The sequence below is a fragment of the Simiaoa sp. genome (genome assembly GCF_051972595.1).
Taxonomy (GTDB): domain Bacteria; phylum Bacillota; class Clostridia; order Lachnospirales; family Lachnospiraceae; genus Acetatifactor; species Acetatifactor hominis.
This window is the reverse complement of sequence record NZ_JBOKRY010000021.1, coordinates 21,203-36,794: the sequence shown is the minus strand read 5'-3', so window position 1 is coordinate 36,794 and position 15,592 is coordinate 21,203. Positions and strand designations below refer to the sequence as shown.

Annotated in this window: 11 protein-coding genes and 2 tRNA genes; 11 read left to right on the top strand and 2 right to left on the bottom strand. The window is 46.4% G+C overall.

What is annotated here, in order from left to right; translation table 11 throughout:
* The first annotated feature begins 2 nt into the window (after positions 1-2).
* From ACTRDR_RS09085 to ACTRDR_RS09050, 8 genes are all read left to right on the top strand, one after another.
* Entirely contained in the window at positions 3-1,187 is a 1,185-nt protein-coding gene (locus ACTRDR_RS09085; protein WP_440527064.1) for a SpoIIE family protein phosphatase, read from the top strand.
* A 43-nt stretch (positions 1,188-1,230) separates the two neighbouring features.
* Positions 1,231-2,745 (top strand): tRNA lysidine(34) synthetase TilS, encoded by a 1,515-nt coding sequence (gene tilS / locus ACTRDR_RS09080; RefSeq protein ID WP_440527063.1) that lies wholly within the window; start codon positions 1,231-1,233, stop codon positions 2,743-2,745.
* Positions 2,746-2,765: 20 nt separating this feature from the next.
* Positions 2,766-3,290 (top strand): hypoxanthine phosphoribosyltransferase, encoded by a 525-nt coding sequence (gene hpt, locus ACTRDR_RS09075; protein WP_022153439.1) that lies wholly within the window; start codon positions 2,766-2,768, stop codon positions 3,288-3,290.
* A gap of 30 nt (positions 3,291-3,320) precedes the next feature.
* Positions 3,321-5,126: an ATP-dependent zinc metalloprotease FtsH gene (ftsH, locus tag ACTRDR_RS09070; RefSeq protein WP_440527087.1), complete on the top strand. Its 1,806-nt coding sequence runs from the start codon at positions 3,321-3,323 to the stop codon at positions 5,124-5,126.
* A 379-nt stretch (positions 5,127-5,505) separates the two neighbouring features.
* Positions 5,506-7,602: a glycoside hydrolase family 13 protein gene (locus tag ACTRDR_RS09065; protein ID WP_440527062.1), complete on the top strand. Its 2,097-nt coding sequence runs from the start codon at positions 5,506-5,508 to the stop codon at positions 7,600-7,602.
* Positions 7,603-7,637: 35 nt separating this feature from the next.
* Positions 7,638-9,527 carry a hypothetical protein gene (locus ACTRDR_RS09060; RefSeq protein ID WP_440527061.1) on the top strand — a complete coding sequence of 630 codons (1,890 nt, stop codon included), beginning with the start codon at positions 7,638-7,640 and terminating at the stop codon, positions 9,525-9,527.
* Positions 9,528-9,666: 139 nt separating this feature from the next.
* Positions 9,667-9,748 (top strand) — tRNA-Tyr (locus ACTRDR_RS09055).
* A gap of 73 nt (positions 9,749-9,821) precedes the next feature.
* A tRNA-Leu gene (locus ACTRDR_RS09050) sits at positions 9,822-9,905 on the top strand.
* Between the two features lie 114 nt (positions 9,906-10,019).
* Here the strand turns inward: ACTRDR_RS09050 and ACTRDR_RS09045 are convergent.
* Complete coding sequence (locus tag ACTRDR_RS09045) at positions 10,020-10,235, bottom strand: BrnA antitoxin family protein (protein WP_022153443.1); 216 nt, start codon at positions 10,233-10,235, stop codon at positions 10,020-10,022.
* A 4-nt stretch (positions 10,236-10,239) separates the two neighbouring features.
* Positions 10,240-10,509, bottom strand: a complete 270-nt coding sequence (locus ACTRDR_RS09040; RefSeq protein WP_440527085.1) for a BrnT family toxin — start codon at positions 10,507-10,509, stop codon at positions 10,240-10,242.
* Between the two features lie 216 nt (positions 10,510-10,725).
* On the opposite strand from ACTRDR_RS09040, the gene ACTRDR_RS09035 reads away from it, so the two are divergent.
* The 3 genes from ACTRDR_RS09035 to ACTRDR_RS09025 all read left to right on the top strand — a co-directional run bounded on the left by ACTRDR_RS09035 (position 10,726) and on the right by ACTRDR_RS09025 (position 15,294).
* Positions 10,726-11,472, top strand: a complete 747-nt coding sequence (locus tag ACTRDR_RS09035) for a hypothetical protein (protein ID WP_440527059.1) — start codon at positions 10,726-10,728, stop codon at positions 11,470-11,472.
* A gap of 533 nt (positions 11,473-12,005) precedes the next feature.
* On the top strand, positions 12,006-14,813 hold the full coding sequence (locus tag ACTRDR_RS09030) for a chitobiase/beta-hexosaminidase C-terminal domain-containing protein (protein ID WP_440527057.1): 2,808 nt from the start codon (positions 12,006-12,008) through the stop codon (positions 14,811-14,813).
* Between the two features lie 319 nt (positions 14,814-15,132).
* Positions 15,133-15,294 (top strand): hypothetical protein, encoded by a 162-nt coding sequence (locus tag ACTRDR_RS09025; RefSeq protein ID WP_440527056.1) that lies wholly within the window; start codon positions 15,133-15,135, stop codon positions 15,292-15,294.
* Positions 15,295-15,592 lie beyond the last annotated feature (298 nt).

Sequence of the window (15,592 nt, the reverse complement as noted above, 5' to 3'; positions counted from 1 at the left end):
TCATGGTTATAGGGAAAAAGGAACAGAGAAATCCGAGACAGGAACAGTGTGCACAGGTGTCCATGCTCTGCAGGCAGAGATTATTGGGATATGCGGAAAGCTTTGAAGAATTGGGGAAAAGTTTTTGTGAGGAAGTGGGGATTGTCGGGGATGACAGGCAGAGCATTCTGGAAAAATACATGCTTCAGCAGAGCCGTCAGATCATGGGAGATCATTTACAGACCGTGGCCAGGATCATGGAACGGGTCGCCGGAGAGGAATTGGTCTACCTTCCGTTAGAAGAGAAAAAAAGAAAAAGTCTGACGCAGGCGTTTGGTAGTGAGGGAATCCAGGCAAGGGAATTATGTTATGTCCGGAAAAAGAGCATACCGGGAGGCATCAGTATGACACTTTCCACGGAACGATCCGGATGCAAAGCTTCGCAGGCGGCGGATATGCTGACGGTACTGTTGGGGAAGCGGCTGCAGCCATCGCCGGGGAGTCCCTATCTGATCGAAAAGGAGCCCCATTGCTTCCTGTTCACGGAGGAACCGGGATATGTAGCTCTCACCGGTGTGAGCCGGGCACTGAAAGAGGGGGAGAAAATCTCAGGCGATCAGTATACGATGCTGGAGTCGGAGAGGGGCAGGCTGATACTGCTATTGTCGGACGGCACCGGCGCCGGGGAAGATGCCGGCCGGGGAAGTGGCAGGGTATTGGATCTCATGGAGAAAATGCTGGAAGCCGGATTCGATACGGAAGCTTCTGTAAATATGTTGAATTCCGCATTATATGCCCAAAACGAAGAGGGGGATCATCCTACTGTGGATATCTGCAGTCTGGATCTGTATACCGGAGAATGTGAGATCTGTAAGGTGGGCGGAGTGGCTACTTTTATCAAGGGAAGAAGTGGTACGGAATACATCGGCGGAGACAGTCTGCCTCTTGGCATATTTCAGAAGGCACAGACTGAGCGGAGCATACGGACGCTGAAACCGGGAGAAATGTTAGTCATGATGACGGACGGCGTGCTGGATGCACTGGAAGATGACTGTGAGGAGCGTATGCGGAATAGGATCGATATGCTGGAAGAACAGAATCCCCAGGAGATTGCAGAGAAGATACTTTCTTATGCCATATGCAGCTGCGGAGGCAGGATCCGGGATGATATGACAGTGTTTGTGCTGTACTTGTGGGAGAATGCGTGATTGCTGCCTTGATTTTTCCGCATAATTAGGATAGAGTAAAAACATGAATACATGGATGGATACGCGAGAAAAAGTATTTGCATATATCAGAGAACACCGTATGCTGCAGGCGCACGATCGTGTGGTGGCAGGCGTCTCCGGAGGGGCAGACTCGGTTTGCCTCTTATTTTTGTTGCTGGAATGGCAGAAAATATGTCCGATCGATATTGCTGTAGTACATGTGAATCACGGGATCCGTGCCGAGGCAGGAGAGGATGCCCGGTATGTCGAGAAGCTCTGCGAGGAGAGAAAAATCCCCTATTTCCTGACCCGGACGGATGTACGGGACAGAGCCGGACGGGAGAAAATCTCCGAGGAGGAAGCCGGACGCAGAACGAGGTATGAAGCCTTTGAACAGGCGGCGAAGGACTGGGGAGCCACGAAGATCGCGGTGGCGCACAACAGCAACGACCGCAGCGAGACCCAGCTGTTTCATCTGTTCCGGGGCAGTGGGATCCGGGGACTGGCGAGCATACTGCCGGTGCGGGATAACATCATACGACCGATCCTGTGTCTCGAGAGATGGGAGATCGAAGACTTTTTAACACAGCAGGGAATTTTCTTCTGTAAGGATGCTACCAACGATGAGGACGATTACACCAGGAACCGGATCCGGCATCATATTTTACCCTATGCGGAGCAGAATATTGCGCGGGGCTGTGTGACACATATGAACCAGACAGCGGAGTTGCTGGCGGAGACGGAGGATTATCTGGAGCTTCAGACGGCGGAGGCAGTGAACAGATGCATACGGAGCATAAAGGCTCCGGGCAGTGCGCTGCAGCCGGATGTGAGCAGTCGGGCACAAGAGGTGTATATCGCGGTGGAACCTTTTCTGACGCTGCATCCGGTGATCCGTAAAAGACTTTTGTATGAAGAGGTAAAAAGACTTTCCCCCGGGCAGAAAGACATCACCTATCAGCATATTGCGGAACTTCTGACATTGTTTACACAGGAAGGAAACCGGACGATCTGTCTTCCCTTCGGAATCCGCGGCAGGCGGCAATATGAACAGGTCATCCTGACGACACAGGCGAGTCAGATAACGAAAAAAACGGACAGTGGCATGCAGACTGCTGTTGCAATGCCGCTCTGGCAGCAGCGGGATAAGGATATGGTTCCCGGACAGATGAAAACAGTGGAATGCACCCTGGGAACACTGCAATATTCTGTATGTGAGGTGCCTCATGGATCTGAAAAAAACCAAGAAGTTCCCACAAATCAGTATACGAAATGGTTTGATTATGATAAAATAAAAAAATGTCCAACGATACGTACAAGGCAGACAGGAGACTATCTGACCATTGCAGACGGCAGAGGAGGAATGATCCGTAAATCATTAAAAAGCTATTTTGTCGATCAGAAAATTCCACGGGAGGAACGTGACAGACTGCCGATCCTGGCGGAGGAAGATCATGTGCTGTGGGTCATGGGATATCGCATCAGCGAATATTATAAAGTTACGGAGAATACAAAACGTATTTTAAAGGTACAATTAATAAGAAAGGAGTTCGCCTAAGAGCGAAGAGACAAAAGAAAATGGCAGAACATATCAGAGTACTGTTGACAGAAGAGGAAGTAGATAAGAGAATTCAGGAGATCGGAGAACAGATCAGTAAGGACTATGCAGGTAAGCAGGTACACCTTGTATGCGTATTGAAGGGCGGCAGCTTCTTCATGTGTGAACTGGCAAAGCGTATCACCGTTCCCGTATCTCTGGATTTCATGTCTGTATCCAGCTATGGCAGCGACACCAAGTCCAGCGGTGTGGTAAAGATCGTAAAAGACCTGGATGAATCCCTGAAGGATAAGGACGTTATCGTAGTAGAGGATATCGTAGACAGCGGAAGAACCTTAAGCTATCTGTTAGAGATGCTTCGTGACAGAGGACCTGCTTCCTTACGTCTGTGCACGCTGTTGGATAAGCCGGAGAGAAGAGTCATCGATGTTCATGTAGATTATACAGGATTTAATATTCCCGATGAATTCGTAGTGGGCTACGGTCTGGATTATGATCAGAGATATCGTAATCTGCCTTACATCGGTGTGGTAGAATTCGATTAAGCAATACGAAGATGCAGGAGGCCCGTGAAGTTGAAACAAAACGGCAGAACAATTAACTCATATTTTATATTTATCATACTTCTGGTCATGGTGATCGTAGGACTTAACCTGTTGAGCGGTCGGGAAGAGGAATATACCAGAGCAGAATTTATCGCGGATCTGGATGCCGGAAATGTATCTGAGATCGTAATACAGCCTAATGGAGAAGCCCCTACCGGCTATCTGGAGATCCAGATGAAGAACGGACTGAATCATAAGCTGTATGCTACGGATATCACCGAGCTGGAGACACTGGTCCGCGAGTACGGATTTGACCCCGTAGTGAATGACATTGAGAGAGAGAACTGGTTCCTTACTTATATGCTGCCGATGCTGGTAGTACTGGCTGTGGGTGTCTTCCTTTTCATGATGATGAATGCCCAGCAGGCCGGTGGCGGTAACGGTAAAATGATGAACTTTGGCAAGAGCCGGGCCAAAATGTCCATGGGTGACAAGAGCGTCACCTTTGCACAGGTAGCCGGTCTGAAGGAGGAAAAAGAGGAACTGGAGGAAATCGTTGATTTCCTGAAAGAGCCCGGAAAATACACCGGTGTCGGTGCGAGAATACCCAAGGGTGTTCTGCTGGAGGGACCTCCCGGAACCGGTAAGACGCTGCTGGCGAAAGCTGTGGCAGGAGAAGCAGGAGTACCTTTTTTCAGCATCTCAGGTTCTGATTTCGTGGAAATGTTCGTCGGTGTCGGTGCATCCCGTGTGCGTGATCTGTTTGAAGAAGCGAAGCACAATGCACCCTGTATCGTGTTCATCGATGAGATCGATGCCGTGGCAAGACGCCGTGGTACCGGTATGGGCGGCGGACACGATGAGAGAGAGCAGACCCTGAACCAGTTACTGGTAGAGATGGATGGTTTCGGTGTCAACGAAGGCATTATTGTCATGGCAGCTACGAACCGTGTGGATATTCTGGATCCTGCGATCCTGCGTCCCGGACGATTTGACCGTAAGGTAGCGGTAGGGACTCCGGATGTGGGCGGCAGAGAAGAAATACTGAAGGTACATGCGAAGAATAAGCCCTTAGGAGATGATGTAAATCTACAACAGCTCGCACAGACTACCGCAGGATTCACCGGAGCGGATCTGGAGAATTTGTTGAACGAAGCAGCGATCATCGCAGCGAAGGAGAATCGTTCCTTTATCGCGAATAAAGATGTTAAGAGGGCGTTTATCAAAGTAGGAATCGGTGCGGAGAAGAAGAGCCGCATTATTTCCGACAAGGAGAAGAAGATTACGGCATATCACGAAGCAGGTCATGCCATCCTGTTCCATCTGCTGCCGGATGTGGGACCTGTCTACACCGTATCCATTATTCCTACCGGCGTAGGGGCAGCCGGTTACACCATGCCTCTGCCGGAAAAGGATGAGATGTTTGCCACCAAGAGCCGTATGCTCCAGGATATCATGGTATCTTTGGGCGGACGTATCGCAGAGGAGATCATCTTCGGAGATATTACCACCGGCGCATCCAGTGACATTAAGAAAGCCACCAAGACAGCCCGCCGTATGGTAACCCGTTACGGAATGTCCGATAATATCGGAGTCATCTGCTATGATGATGACGATGATGAAGTATTCATTGGTAAGGATCTGGCACATGCCAAGGCTCACAGTGAGGAGATTTCCGGTGAGATCGATAAGGAAGTCAAGCGGATCATAGATGACTGCTATACCAAGGCAAAAGACATTATTATGCAGCATGAGAATGTACTTCACAGTTGTGCTAAGCTTCTGTTAGAAAAGGAAAAGATCAACAGAGAAGAATTTGAAGCACTTTTCGTATAGGAAAAGGTTTTCGAGGGTGTTTCGTAGATTTGGTAGTATTGTACAAACCTCTTTTGTGAAAAATAAACAAAAACAAATATGCATTTTTGTAATATTTGTGAATTTTGAGAATAGTCAAAAATAGTAGTGCATGCTATTATAATACTCGTAACCCCCCCAATACATTATATAGTTTTTTGCTATACCCCATAAGAAAGAAATACCTTCTCTAAAAAGGACAGTCCTCCCAAGACTGTCCTTTTTACCGTTCAAAAACAAGTCAGGATGTTGTCAGATGTAAGGAAAAAGGGTATAATTACATATGTGTGTGCTGCACAGGTAAGAATAGCAGGAGTATAATATAAATAATAAGACATTAGTCTCAGAAAGGATAGATACTATGGATCTGGAGCTATTACGTCGAACAGAATATAATCAGCAGTATATTGCTGCCATGAGGCCTGTATTTAATAGAAGAGCTCTTTTTACGGATACAAGTGCGGAGTATGTGATCCCGGAAGAGCCGGAACCATATTCCGAGGTGACGATCCGTTTCCGTACCGCCAGGAACAACGTGGACAGGATATTCCTCGTAAGCGGTGGGCAGAAGCACCTTATGGTACGAGTGGAGAGCGATAATGATTTTGATTATTATGCGTATGTGATGCGTCTGGATGACCAGAAGGTATCTTACTATTTTGAGGTACAGACCGGCAGGATCACGGGTATTTTTGATATGAGAGGACTGGTGCAGGAGGTCAACGAGTATTATGACTTTATCATCATTCCCGGCTTCCATACTCCCGACTGGGCAAAAGGTGCGGTAATGTACCAGATCTATACCGATCGTTTCTGCAACGGCGATCCTTCCAACGATGTGCTGACCAATGAATACTGCTATATCGGGGAGCCGGTGCACCGTGTAGAGGACTGGGGACGGTATCCTGCACAGATGGATGTCCGCGAGTTCTACGGCGGAGATCTGCAGGGCGTGCTGGACAAGATGGACTACCTGCAGGAGCTGGGCGTTGAGGTAATTTATTTTAACCCTCTGTTCGTATCCCCATCCAACCATAAATACGATATTCAGGACTATGATTATATTGATCCCCATTTGGGTAAGATTGTCAGCGACGAGGGTGATCTGCTTTTGGACGGACAGCGGGAGAACCGTTTCGCGTCCCGTTATATCGACCGTGTGACCAATAAGGCAAATTTAGAGGCGAGCAACGAGATGTTTGCCCAGGTAGTGGCCGAGGCGCACCGCAGAGGCATGAGAGTCATATTGGACGGTGTGTTCAACCACTGCGGATCCTTTAATAAATGGATGGACAGAGAACGTATCTACGAGAATGCGGAAGGCTATGACAAGGGTGCTTATGTCAGCGCAGACAGTCCTTACCGGAATTATTTTGATTTCCACAATCAGGCAGCATGGCCCTATAACAATTCCTATGACGGATGGTGGGGACATGATACCCTGCCGAAGCTGAATTACGAAGGTTCTCAGGAATTGATGGATTACATTCTTCACGTTGCAAAAAAATGGGTATCTCCGCCCTATAATGTGGACGGATGGAGACTGGATGTGGCGGCAGACTTAGGTCACAGCCAGGAGTTCAATCATCATTTCTGGCAGGAATTCCGGAAAGCGGTAAAAGAGGCCAATCCGGAGGCTATTATTTTGGCAGAGCATTACGGTAATACCAGAGACTGGTTACAGGGCAACGAATGGGATACTGTCATGAACTACGATGCGTTCATGGAGCCTGTGACCTGGTTCCTCACCGGTATGGAGAAGCACAGCGATGATTATAGAGAGGACCTGCTTGGTAATGCAGAGAGCTTCTGGGGAGCCATGCGGCATCATACCTCCAGTTTTTCCATGCCCAGCTGGCAGGTGGCTATGAATGAACTGTCCAACCATGATCATTCCCGTTTCCTGACGAGAACGAACCATAAGGTGGGACGTACCAATACTTTAGGCCCCCAGGCTGCAGAGCAGGGCATCAATAAGGCAGTATTTCGGGAGGGCGTTGTGATCCAGATGACCTGGACGGGCGCACCGACGATCTACTACGGAGATGAAGCGGGCGTCTGCGGATTCACGGATCCCGACAACCGGAGAACCTATCCCTGGGGACATGAGGATCAGGTGTTACTGGCGTTTCACAAGGATATTATCCGCCTGCGCCGTGAGAACGAGGAACTGCGTACAGGTTCCCTGAAAATGCTGGAGAATGATTATAACTTCATCTCCTACGGGCGTTTTAACCGCAAGGGACAGTGTGCGATCCTGATCAACAATAATTATCATCCGATCACCAAGGAGATCCACGTATGGGAGATCGGAACTCCCAAGACGGGCAAGATGAAAGTGATCCTGCAGTCCAGAGATGACGGATATTGTATGGAAGGCGAGGAGTATGAGATCAAGGCAGGTAAGATCCTGATCGAGATGCCCCAGACTTCCGCAACGATCCTGAAATTCGTGTAGGAATAACAATTTACCAAAGACAGAGAGGATTTTAGATGTTTACCATCATTATTACCTTGCTGTTGCCGTTAGTATCCTTAGGGATCTGGCGGCAATATGTTTTAAAAAATAACGGAAGCACCGGGAAAGCAGTAACCGGCAGTAAAGGAGGGTATGTTCTTCGTTATGCATCGTGCCTGATGATCATGTTTTTTGGACCCTGGGTGTTGCTTTCCCTGACCGGCAATGATGACAATACGATCTGGAGAAAACTCATCGAATCCAGAGAATATGCAGTCAAAGTGCTGATCCTGGAGATCTGCATCATGCTGGCATATACCATCTGTGAACTGTTCGTGGAAGAGGCGAAAGCCGGCAAACATGAGAAGATCCGGAAGGTGTTCGGAAAAATCGCAGACAGCAAAGTATGGAAGATCATCTGCAGATACATAGCTCCGGCAGTGATGCTGGCAGCCACAGCTTTTATGGTGTACCTGAATTTCAGCATGATGTCCGACCGTGTATTGTGGGGCGACGAAGCTTTTTCTGCAAATACTGCACATAAGAGCGTCGGCGGTATCCTTCAGGTAATGTATTACTGGGACAATCATCCGCCGCTGTATTATTACTGGCTGAAACTGTTCGGAACACTGTTCGGATTCAGCGTTCCGGTATTCCATCTGGCATCCCTGGTGCCTTTTGTCATTGGACTGGTGCTGGCGCTGACTGTGGTGCGGAAGCGTTTTGGCATGCTGCCTGTTGCATTTTTCGTGATGATATCCGGACTGGGACAGGCGTGCCTGGAATATAATCTGGAAGTGCGTATGTATGCGCTCGCATTTTTATGCGTCATGGGCTGTTTCTATTGCTCTTACCGGGTTATTGCAGACGGCAGCAGGAAGACCTGGGTTGGAATGGTGCTGTGGGCACTGGCTGCGGCATATTCGCATTATTATGCACTGGTAGCGGTGGGAATTATGATGTTTTTCACCGGAGTGGCAGTCTGGATCAAATATCGTGGTAAGACCTGGAAAAAGGGTGTGCTGGCGATTGTAGCTTTTTTCATCGGCTATGTACCCTGGCTGTATTTCCTCTATGCGGGTCTTCGGACCGTCAGCGGAGGCTGGTGGATGACGGAGATCCTCGGACTGGATAAGAGCCTGGAGATCGTCATGAGCGGCAGGAGGATGAATGTAATCGTATTTCCGCTGCTGTTAGTATTGCTGATAGTGACGCTGGTGGCGGATTCGTCTCTGTTTTCCACGGGAGAAGAGGGTATTCGTCTGCAGAAGCCGTCAGTGAAAAGATGGTCTGACAAAACATATGCCATGGTAGTAGGTGCCTGCACGATCCTAGGAACGCTGGCATTTGCGTATCTGCTGAGTGTTGTAATGGCACCGATGCTGGCACAGAGATATCTGTATCCGTTAAGTGCAGTGGCGATCATGATGCTGGTCATCGGCAGCAGCCGTCTGCTGGAACAGGTGACGGAGCTGGGGAACCGGTCCTGGAAGGGCTTGGAGCTGTCAGCCCGATTGCTGTTTGTGCTGTTACTGCTTGTAATGTTTGGCATGGGAATACAGAATTACCGGGAATGCTATGACAGTTATGAACAGCAGAAGGTAGAGACTGACAAGACCCTGGATCTGATCGGCACGCCCGAAGAGGATGTGCAGATGGTCACCAACGGAGTGAAACACCTCGGATGGACAGTACTGTATTATTATTACCCCGATAATGAGATCGTAAACGGCGATTACAACCAGGCAGAATCCGACAGATTCTGGTACTTTACACCAGATGCCATGAGCGATGAGGCTGTTGCCGGATTACAGCAGGATGGATATCGGGTGACTGATTACGGGCAGATGCAGCTGGCGCAGTATCCTTTTTATCTGTACTATATTGAAGCAGTTCAGCCTGCACCATTCGTAAAGTTGCGTTAGCACGCTTTGAGTGCGAGCACCCAATCGTCGCTTCTGTCATCCCATGGCTGAACTTTTACACTAAAATAATAAAAAATATCTTGCAATTTGTGTGAACATATGCTACAATTTCACATTGTTAGGGCACTTTGCCTGACATGGATGGATTCCCGAGTGGCCAAAGGGGACAGACTGTAAATCTGCTGCAAATTGCTTCGGTGGTTCGAATCCACCTCCATCCATTTGCGTTGATGAGCTCAATGGAACAGTGCTTAGCGCGTAAGTCCATGCAGTCGAGTATAACGCAATGCGTCCGCTGGTGTGGCGGAATAGGCAGACGCAAGGGACTTAAAATCCCTCGGGGGCAACTCCGTGCCGGTTCAAGTCCGGCCACCAGCATCAATTTAAGAGTAGGAGAAACGTTGATTTTACAGCGTTTCTCCTATTTTTGAATTTATCCTATATAAACAAACAAGAATGTCGGCATTGCTGACATCCTTGTACAATGTTGGGCTAGTTCCATTTTAATTCCAATTCTCTGTTTTGCTCTTTGCAATCTGACAAATACAGATTAATTAGTGTTTGATAGGGAATACCACATTTTTCTGATTTTGCCTTGAAGAAATCAATGGTATCACCATCAATGTTAATAGTAATCTGCTTTTTTACACGCTTTGCATAGGGATTTTTTCTGGGATTTAATTTTTCGATATCGTATTCTTTTTCCATTGATTTACCACCTTTCGTTAATTTTGTAGTATTGAGTTGTTTCATTCTTGGTTGCTTTTCTGGCGGAGATAATACGAATAACATCATCCATACCGCGATAACAATGACATACAATTAACATTTTTGCGTGATCGCTTAGCCCCAACATCATAAACCTTTCTTCCTCTTGTGAATGATTGGGATCGTCAAACAAAATGGCATTTTCATCCGCAAATACAGTGCTGGCTTCTGAAAATGTGATGTTTTGCCTCGTTGATGGCTGCTTTATTATCATCCCATTCAAAACTAATACCTTTCATAATTAAATTATAATTATAATATAATTATATGTCAAGGGATTGAATTTTATTCAATAATTTTAATGATGTTCAATGTGAATTGTAATGAAATGAAAAATGTGTAATCAAAAGATTAATGTGATAAAATGGTAGTGCAGAAAGTGAAAAAGAACTTGCCTGTAGTGGAGGAGTAGAATGGAGAGTATGATATCATGAGTGAAGCGGTAGAGGAATATGCAAAGGAATATGTAAGGGAATATGTAAGGGAAAAGCAGGCGGTCAATGTGAAAAACATTATGGAAGATACTGGATTTACCGTGGAACAAGCATTAGACGAGGCAGATTTGCTGGCAGAAAATAGTAACGAGAGAATGACACATGAAGAAGTGTATCGCGCGCTGAAGAGCAGAGTAACAATTCCTTTTACACTCCATGGCATAGAAGAAATGCTTACAGTAGAATACAAACAAGGCACAGATCCCAGGGAAATTGGCTATGATGCCCTTCATGGATTTCCGATAGATAAAATATGTTGCACGGGATATCCCGTAATGCATGGTTATTTTGAACATATGAATGCGACCGGTTACCGGAGATCCTGCGGGTTTATTCAGTTCGTGGAAAGAATTGAAAATCACGGGGAAAACAGGGAGTTTTCCATAGATGTCAGCGATGAGAATCTGGAAAAAGGCAATCCGTATTTTGCGTATGGCTATCCGGCAGAAATATTTGATGCGCCTTGCTGTAATTTGGCTGGATGTAAGCATTTGAAGTGGACTGCCTATACTTACCTGGTGGATCTGCCTTCCCGAATGAATGGAAATAAACTCGAATTCCTAGCGGGATACTCCTGGGGATATGAGGAGGATGAAAACGGCCCACAGAGGTTATTGCCGTTAGAGGTGCTGACGAAAAATGAATGGAAAAGGCATGCAACCGAAAAGGGAATAAAATATTGATTTCTAAAAATTCCCTGTTATAATCTAATTGAATGAGGAAGATCGTGGTCGTTCGGTTCACGGTTGGAGTTCCCAAACGAGAGTAGGTTCGCTTTCCCGAATAGGCTATAAAGCTGAAAAACAAGGAATCTCATAATAGATGTAGTAATGCTCCTGATTTTATCAGGAGCATTTTTGCTAATATCAGCGTTTTTTGTAACTCAAAATAGAGATACTTCAAAACAAAATTGTAAAAAAGCCTTTAGATCCAAATACGGCACCTAGATATATGAAATACATTCCTTTTTGGGCATAGTAATTTGCCGGTAACTTTCAGATTACAAAATACAAAAAGCTCCAAACGTTGATAAACAGCGTTTGGAGCTTTTTGTATGTGGGGAAGTAGGGAGGAAAAGGGAAAATCGTCTTGACGGGGAAAAGGAAGGTGTTGTAATATAAAATGAGACTGCAAGTATCACGACGACATGGGTAATCGGGGATACGGATAAGGAAGCGAAAGTAACAAAGGATAAATTCCTACAAAGGGGACAGCTATGAGAAGGACAAAAGAGATGAAAAAGGGATTGAAAAGAGGTCTGGCAATTGCACTTTCGGCGGCAATGGTAGTGGGGATTGCGCCGATGGCACCGGGAAATGTGAGTAGGGTACAGGCGGAAGAAAGCACGGAGTCGGGGCTTAAGGCAACGGTCTATGCGACGAAGGATCAGCTGATGAATTTTTCACCGGACAGCAGTGCGAAATTGGTGTTTGGTAAGAATGATCAGGGGAATGCACAGGAATGGTATGTCCTGGGAAAAGATAATGGAGTAGAAGTGGATAATGCAGTCATTTTTGCGACAGAATCGATGACAACAGGTATGTTTGATTCGAATAACAATGGTAATACATACAAAGAAGGCAATCAAGAATATCCGGTACATCCGAACCATTATGGAGCCAGTGTGTTAAGACAAACATTACAGGGTATGGTAAGTGTGGATAATAATACCTATTTTTCTGTAGCTGAAAAATCTCTAATGCAGGAGACAACCATTATAACGAAAGATGTATTGAATCAAAAGGATTATACTACTTCGGATAAGTTGTATGCTCTTGCTTCAGAGGATCAGGATTATTATCAAAAGATGTATGTAGGGAGTAATAATGATAAAGAATTAGATGTAACTTTTTGTGGTAATAATACAGATTTTTGGTTACGCACTCCAAGCGATAGCCTGGTAAATCACGCACTTTGTGCGTGCCCGGGTTTATATCGGATTGGCGGTATACTAGTTCAGTATAGCAGAGGTGTTCGCCCTGCCTCCAACCTGAACCTCTCTTCTGTCCTCTTCGCATCGGCAGCTCGTGCCTCCGGCGGTGCGGCATACGGCGAGATTGCAGACGGAACGGCAATGACTCTGCGTCTGGATGGAAGCGATAAAAATATCGGTACGGTAAACTATATTATTGGTTCACGAGAAATTATTGCAGTCAAGGGAAGTACCACCAATGATGTGGTGCTGATGGTACAAGGAAATGATGGAACGAAGGACTGGTATTACCGAAGCGCACCTTTGGAGAGTTCCGCATGTACATATAATGCCACTGATATTATGACCCAATTGGACATGTCTTCGAGTGACTTTTCAAAGTGCAAGATCTGGCTGGAAACCACGGAGGACAATGTAACCTACGCAGTGAATGCTGCGAAGAAAGAGATAGTTAGCATAATTAGTGCAAACATTAAAGCCCCGATAGAGGGCGAAGAGCTTAGCAAACAGATTAGCTGTTATGCGGAAGGAGTTGCAGAAGCGAAAATTACATGGGATAAAGAAATAGCAGGTTATTATCCGGACACCTGCAAGGCACAGATCACCTTTACCCCTGCGGATGGATATATTTTTACGGAAAATACAGTTCTCAATATAAATACCGAAGAACGAAATGATGGGAAAGTACTAAATCCGGATGGAACGCTCACTATAACCGTAAAGTTTGAGTTCAAGAAGGATAAGTTGATAAGTATTGATTTTCCCGAGCCCATCACGGTAGCAAACGGCACTGCGTATGAAGATATGAACCTGCCCACGCAGGTTGCCATCGAGACAAAAGGCAGCACCATCAATAAAGCAGATGTTACCTGGGATACCAAATCACCTGTAAGCGGAAGCTATGATCCGGCGGTGATAACCAAGCAGACAGTAACATTAAAAGGTAATGTTTCCGGTTTAGACAATTTGGATATGAAAGAAGTAGATCCGGTTACATATATTACCATCACCATTTGGGCCATGGAGACGGTTGAGGCGCCTACGGCAAGTGTAGCAAGCGGAACTTATACGAAGAATCAGAGTGTTATCTTATCCTCCGCCACCGAAGGAGCCACGATCTATTATACTACCGACGGAACGGAGCCGGACAAGACGAATGGGGAGATATATACCGTACCGATCGCTGTGACAGGAACAGCAGGAGAGAGTGTCGCTACCACGATTAAAGCCATCGCGGTCAAAGACCGTATGCAGGACAGTGAAGTACAGACATTCACCTATACTATTGAACTCCCGGAGCCGACTCCTACACCGGTGCCGACCCCTACACCGACACCGGGGCAGAGCGGTAATTCCGATAACAGTGGTTCCGGCAGCTCCACAGACAGCAGCGCGGATGTGAAGATCGTGGACTGGGAGCAGGTAGCAGCGGATATGCGGCAGCCCCTTACCGGAGAAGGAAATCTGAATTATACCGTCCGGGGTGAGAATCGGGTCGCTACGTCGGTATTACAGCAGCTTGCCGGTCTGAGACAGACGCTGGCATTCCACAGCGGCAACGGAATCGCTCTGAGCATCAGCGGGCAGGACGTAGACAGAAATGCGCTGAACAATCTGAACTCCATGAACCTGACAGTTGCGGACGGAACACTTTCCGATAAAATATGCAGCACCAAAGAGACAGGAAGTCTGAAAAATCTGCAGTTGTCCGTATATGACAGCGGTGCCTTTGCAGTGCTTGTGAATCTGCATGTAAATGTGGGCGCTGAGTATGCAGGCAATTATGCGAATCTGTACCGGTACAATGCGCAGACCGGCAGCCTTGACTATTGCGGTTCTTATCGTGTGAACGCAGACGGACGGGCAATGTTTGGACTGAAACTGGGCGGAGAATATCTGGTCACTGTGACCTGGGCGATTCCGCAGGAGACAGCGGTACACACCGACGGAGAATATATTGTAAAAGCGGGCGATGCCCTGTCACGGATCGCGGTCAGGTACCATATGCCCCTGGCAGATCTGATCCGCAAGAATCCGCAGATTAAAAATATCAGCAAGATTTATCCCGGTCAGAGGATTCGTTTGAATTGAATAATGAACGAAACAGGTATAATAACGAGAGACGGCTATCATCATCAACAGTCGTCTCTTTTTTTAATTTTTCACTCCGAGAATTTGCAACGACAGCGTCTAATATATAAAATAACGTTGCAGCGATTATTTTTCAGGAAGGAGGGTGTTATGGATACGGACAACATCATAGAAGATTTATATCATAACCACGCCCGGAATAGGAGGTTGAAATAATTCTTGGAGTATATTATCTTTAAAGTGTAAATACCAACGATATCCCCAATAAAGGGAATTGATATTAGGGATCTGTGGCGAATGTGGAATGGGAGGGAACAATATGAATTATTATATCAGTGATCTGCATTTGTTTCATGAAGCGGCGATACGTTTCGATGACCGTCCCTTCCGGGATCTGGAGGAAATGCATACAGAGATCGTAAAACGGTGGAATGAAAAGGTGAATAACGGCGATACCGTATATATCCTGGGGGATGTATGAAGCCTTGGATGGACTATGAGCCGAGAAGTCTGCAGGAGATCATTAAGATGAAGTTTGTGGAAAATGGAAACTGATAATATAAAAACAGCAGATCCCGCCAGATCTGCTGTTTTTCTCTGTGTATATGAGCGTGAAAAACACACTTCTATCATAAAATAAAGGATACTTTGTTACTTAGAACTTCTCAGCGAAGCTCTTGTAATACTCGTCAAAAAACTCGTTAATCTTTTCCATAATCTTCTTCATGATATTCACCCTTAACCTTTCCAAGACAAATGAACTGTTGACTTTGTTGTTA

What these genes read in the sequence shown, in the direction of transcription:
- ACTRDR_RS09085 (WP_440527064.1), top strand. Translation starts at nt 3, where the DNA reads ATGGTTATAGGGAAAAAGGAACAGAGAAATCCGAGACAGGAACAGTGT.
- tilS (WP_440527063.1), top strand. Translation starts at nt 1,231, where the DNA reads ATGAATACATGGATGGATACGCGAGAAAAAGTATTTGCATATATCAGA.
- hpt (WP_022153439.1), top strand. Translation starts at nt 2,766, where the DNA reads ATGGCAGAACATATCAGAGTACTGTTGACAGAAGAGGAAGTAGATAAG.
- ACTRDR_RS09065 (WP_440527062.1), top strand. Translation starts at nt 5,506, where the DNA reads ATGGATCTGGAGCTATTACGTCGAACAGAATATAATCAGCAGTATATT.
- ACTRDR_RS09060 (WP_440527061.1), top strand. Translation starts at nt 7,638, where the DNA reads ATGTTTACCATCATTATTACCTTGCTGTTGCCGTTAGTATCCTTAGGG.
- ACTRDR_RS09045 (WP_022153443.1), bottom strand. Translation starts at nt 10,235, where the DNA reads ATGGAAAAAGAATACGATATCGAAAAATTAAATCCCAGAAAAAATCCC.
- ACTRDR_RS09040 (WP_440527085.1), bottom strand. Translation starts at nt 10,509, where the DNA reads ATGATAATAAAGCAGCCATCAACGAGGCAAAACATCACATTTTCAGAA.
- ACTRDR_RS09035 (WP_440527059.1), top strand. Translation starts at nt 10,726, where the DNA reads ATGAGTGAAGCGGTAGAGGAATATGCAAAGGAATATGTAAGGGAATAT.
- ACTRDR_RS09030 (WP_440527057.1), top strand. Translation starts at nt 12,006, where the DNA reads ATGAGAAGGACAAAAGAGATGAAAAAGGGATTGAAAAGAGGTCTGGCA.
- ACTRDR_RS09025 (WP_440527056.1), top strand. Translation starts at nt 15,133, where the DNA reads ATGAATTATTATATCAGTGATCTGCATTTGTTTCATGAAGCGGCGATA.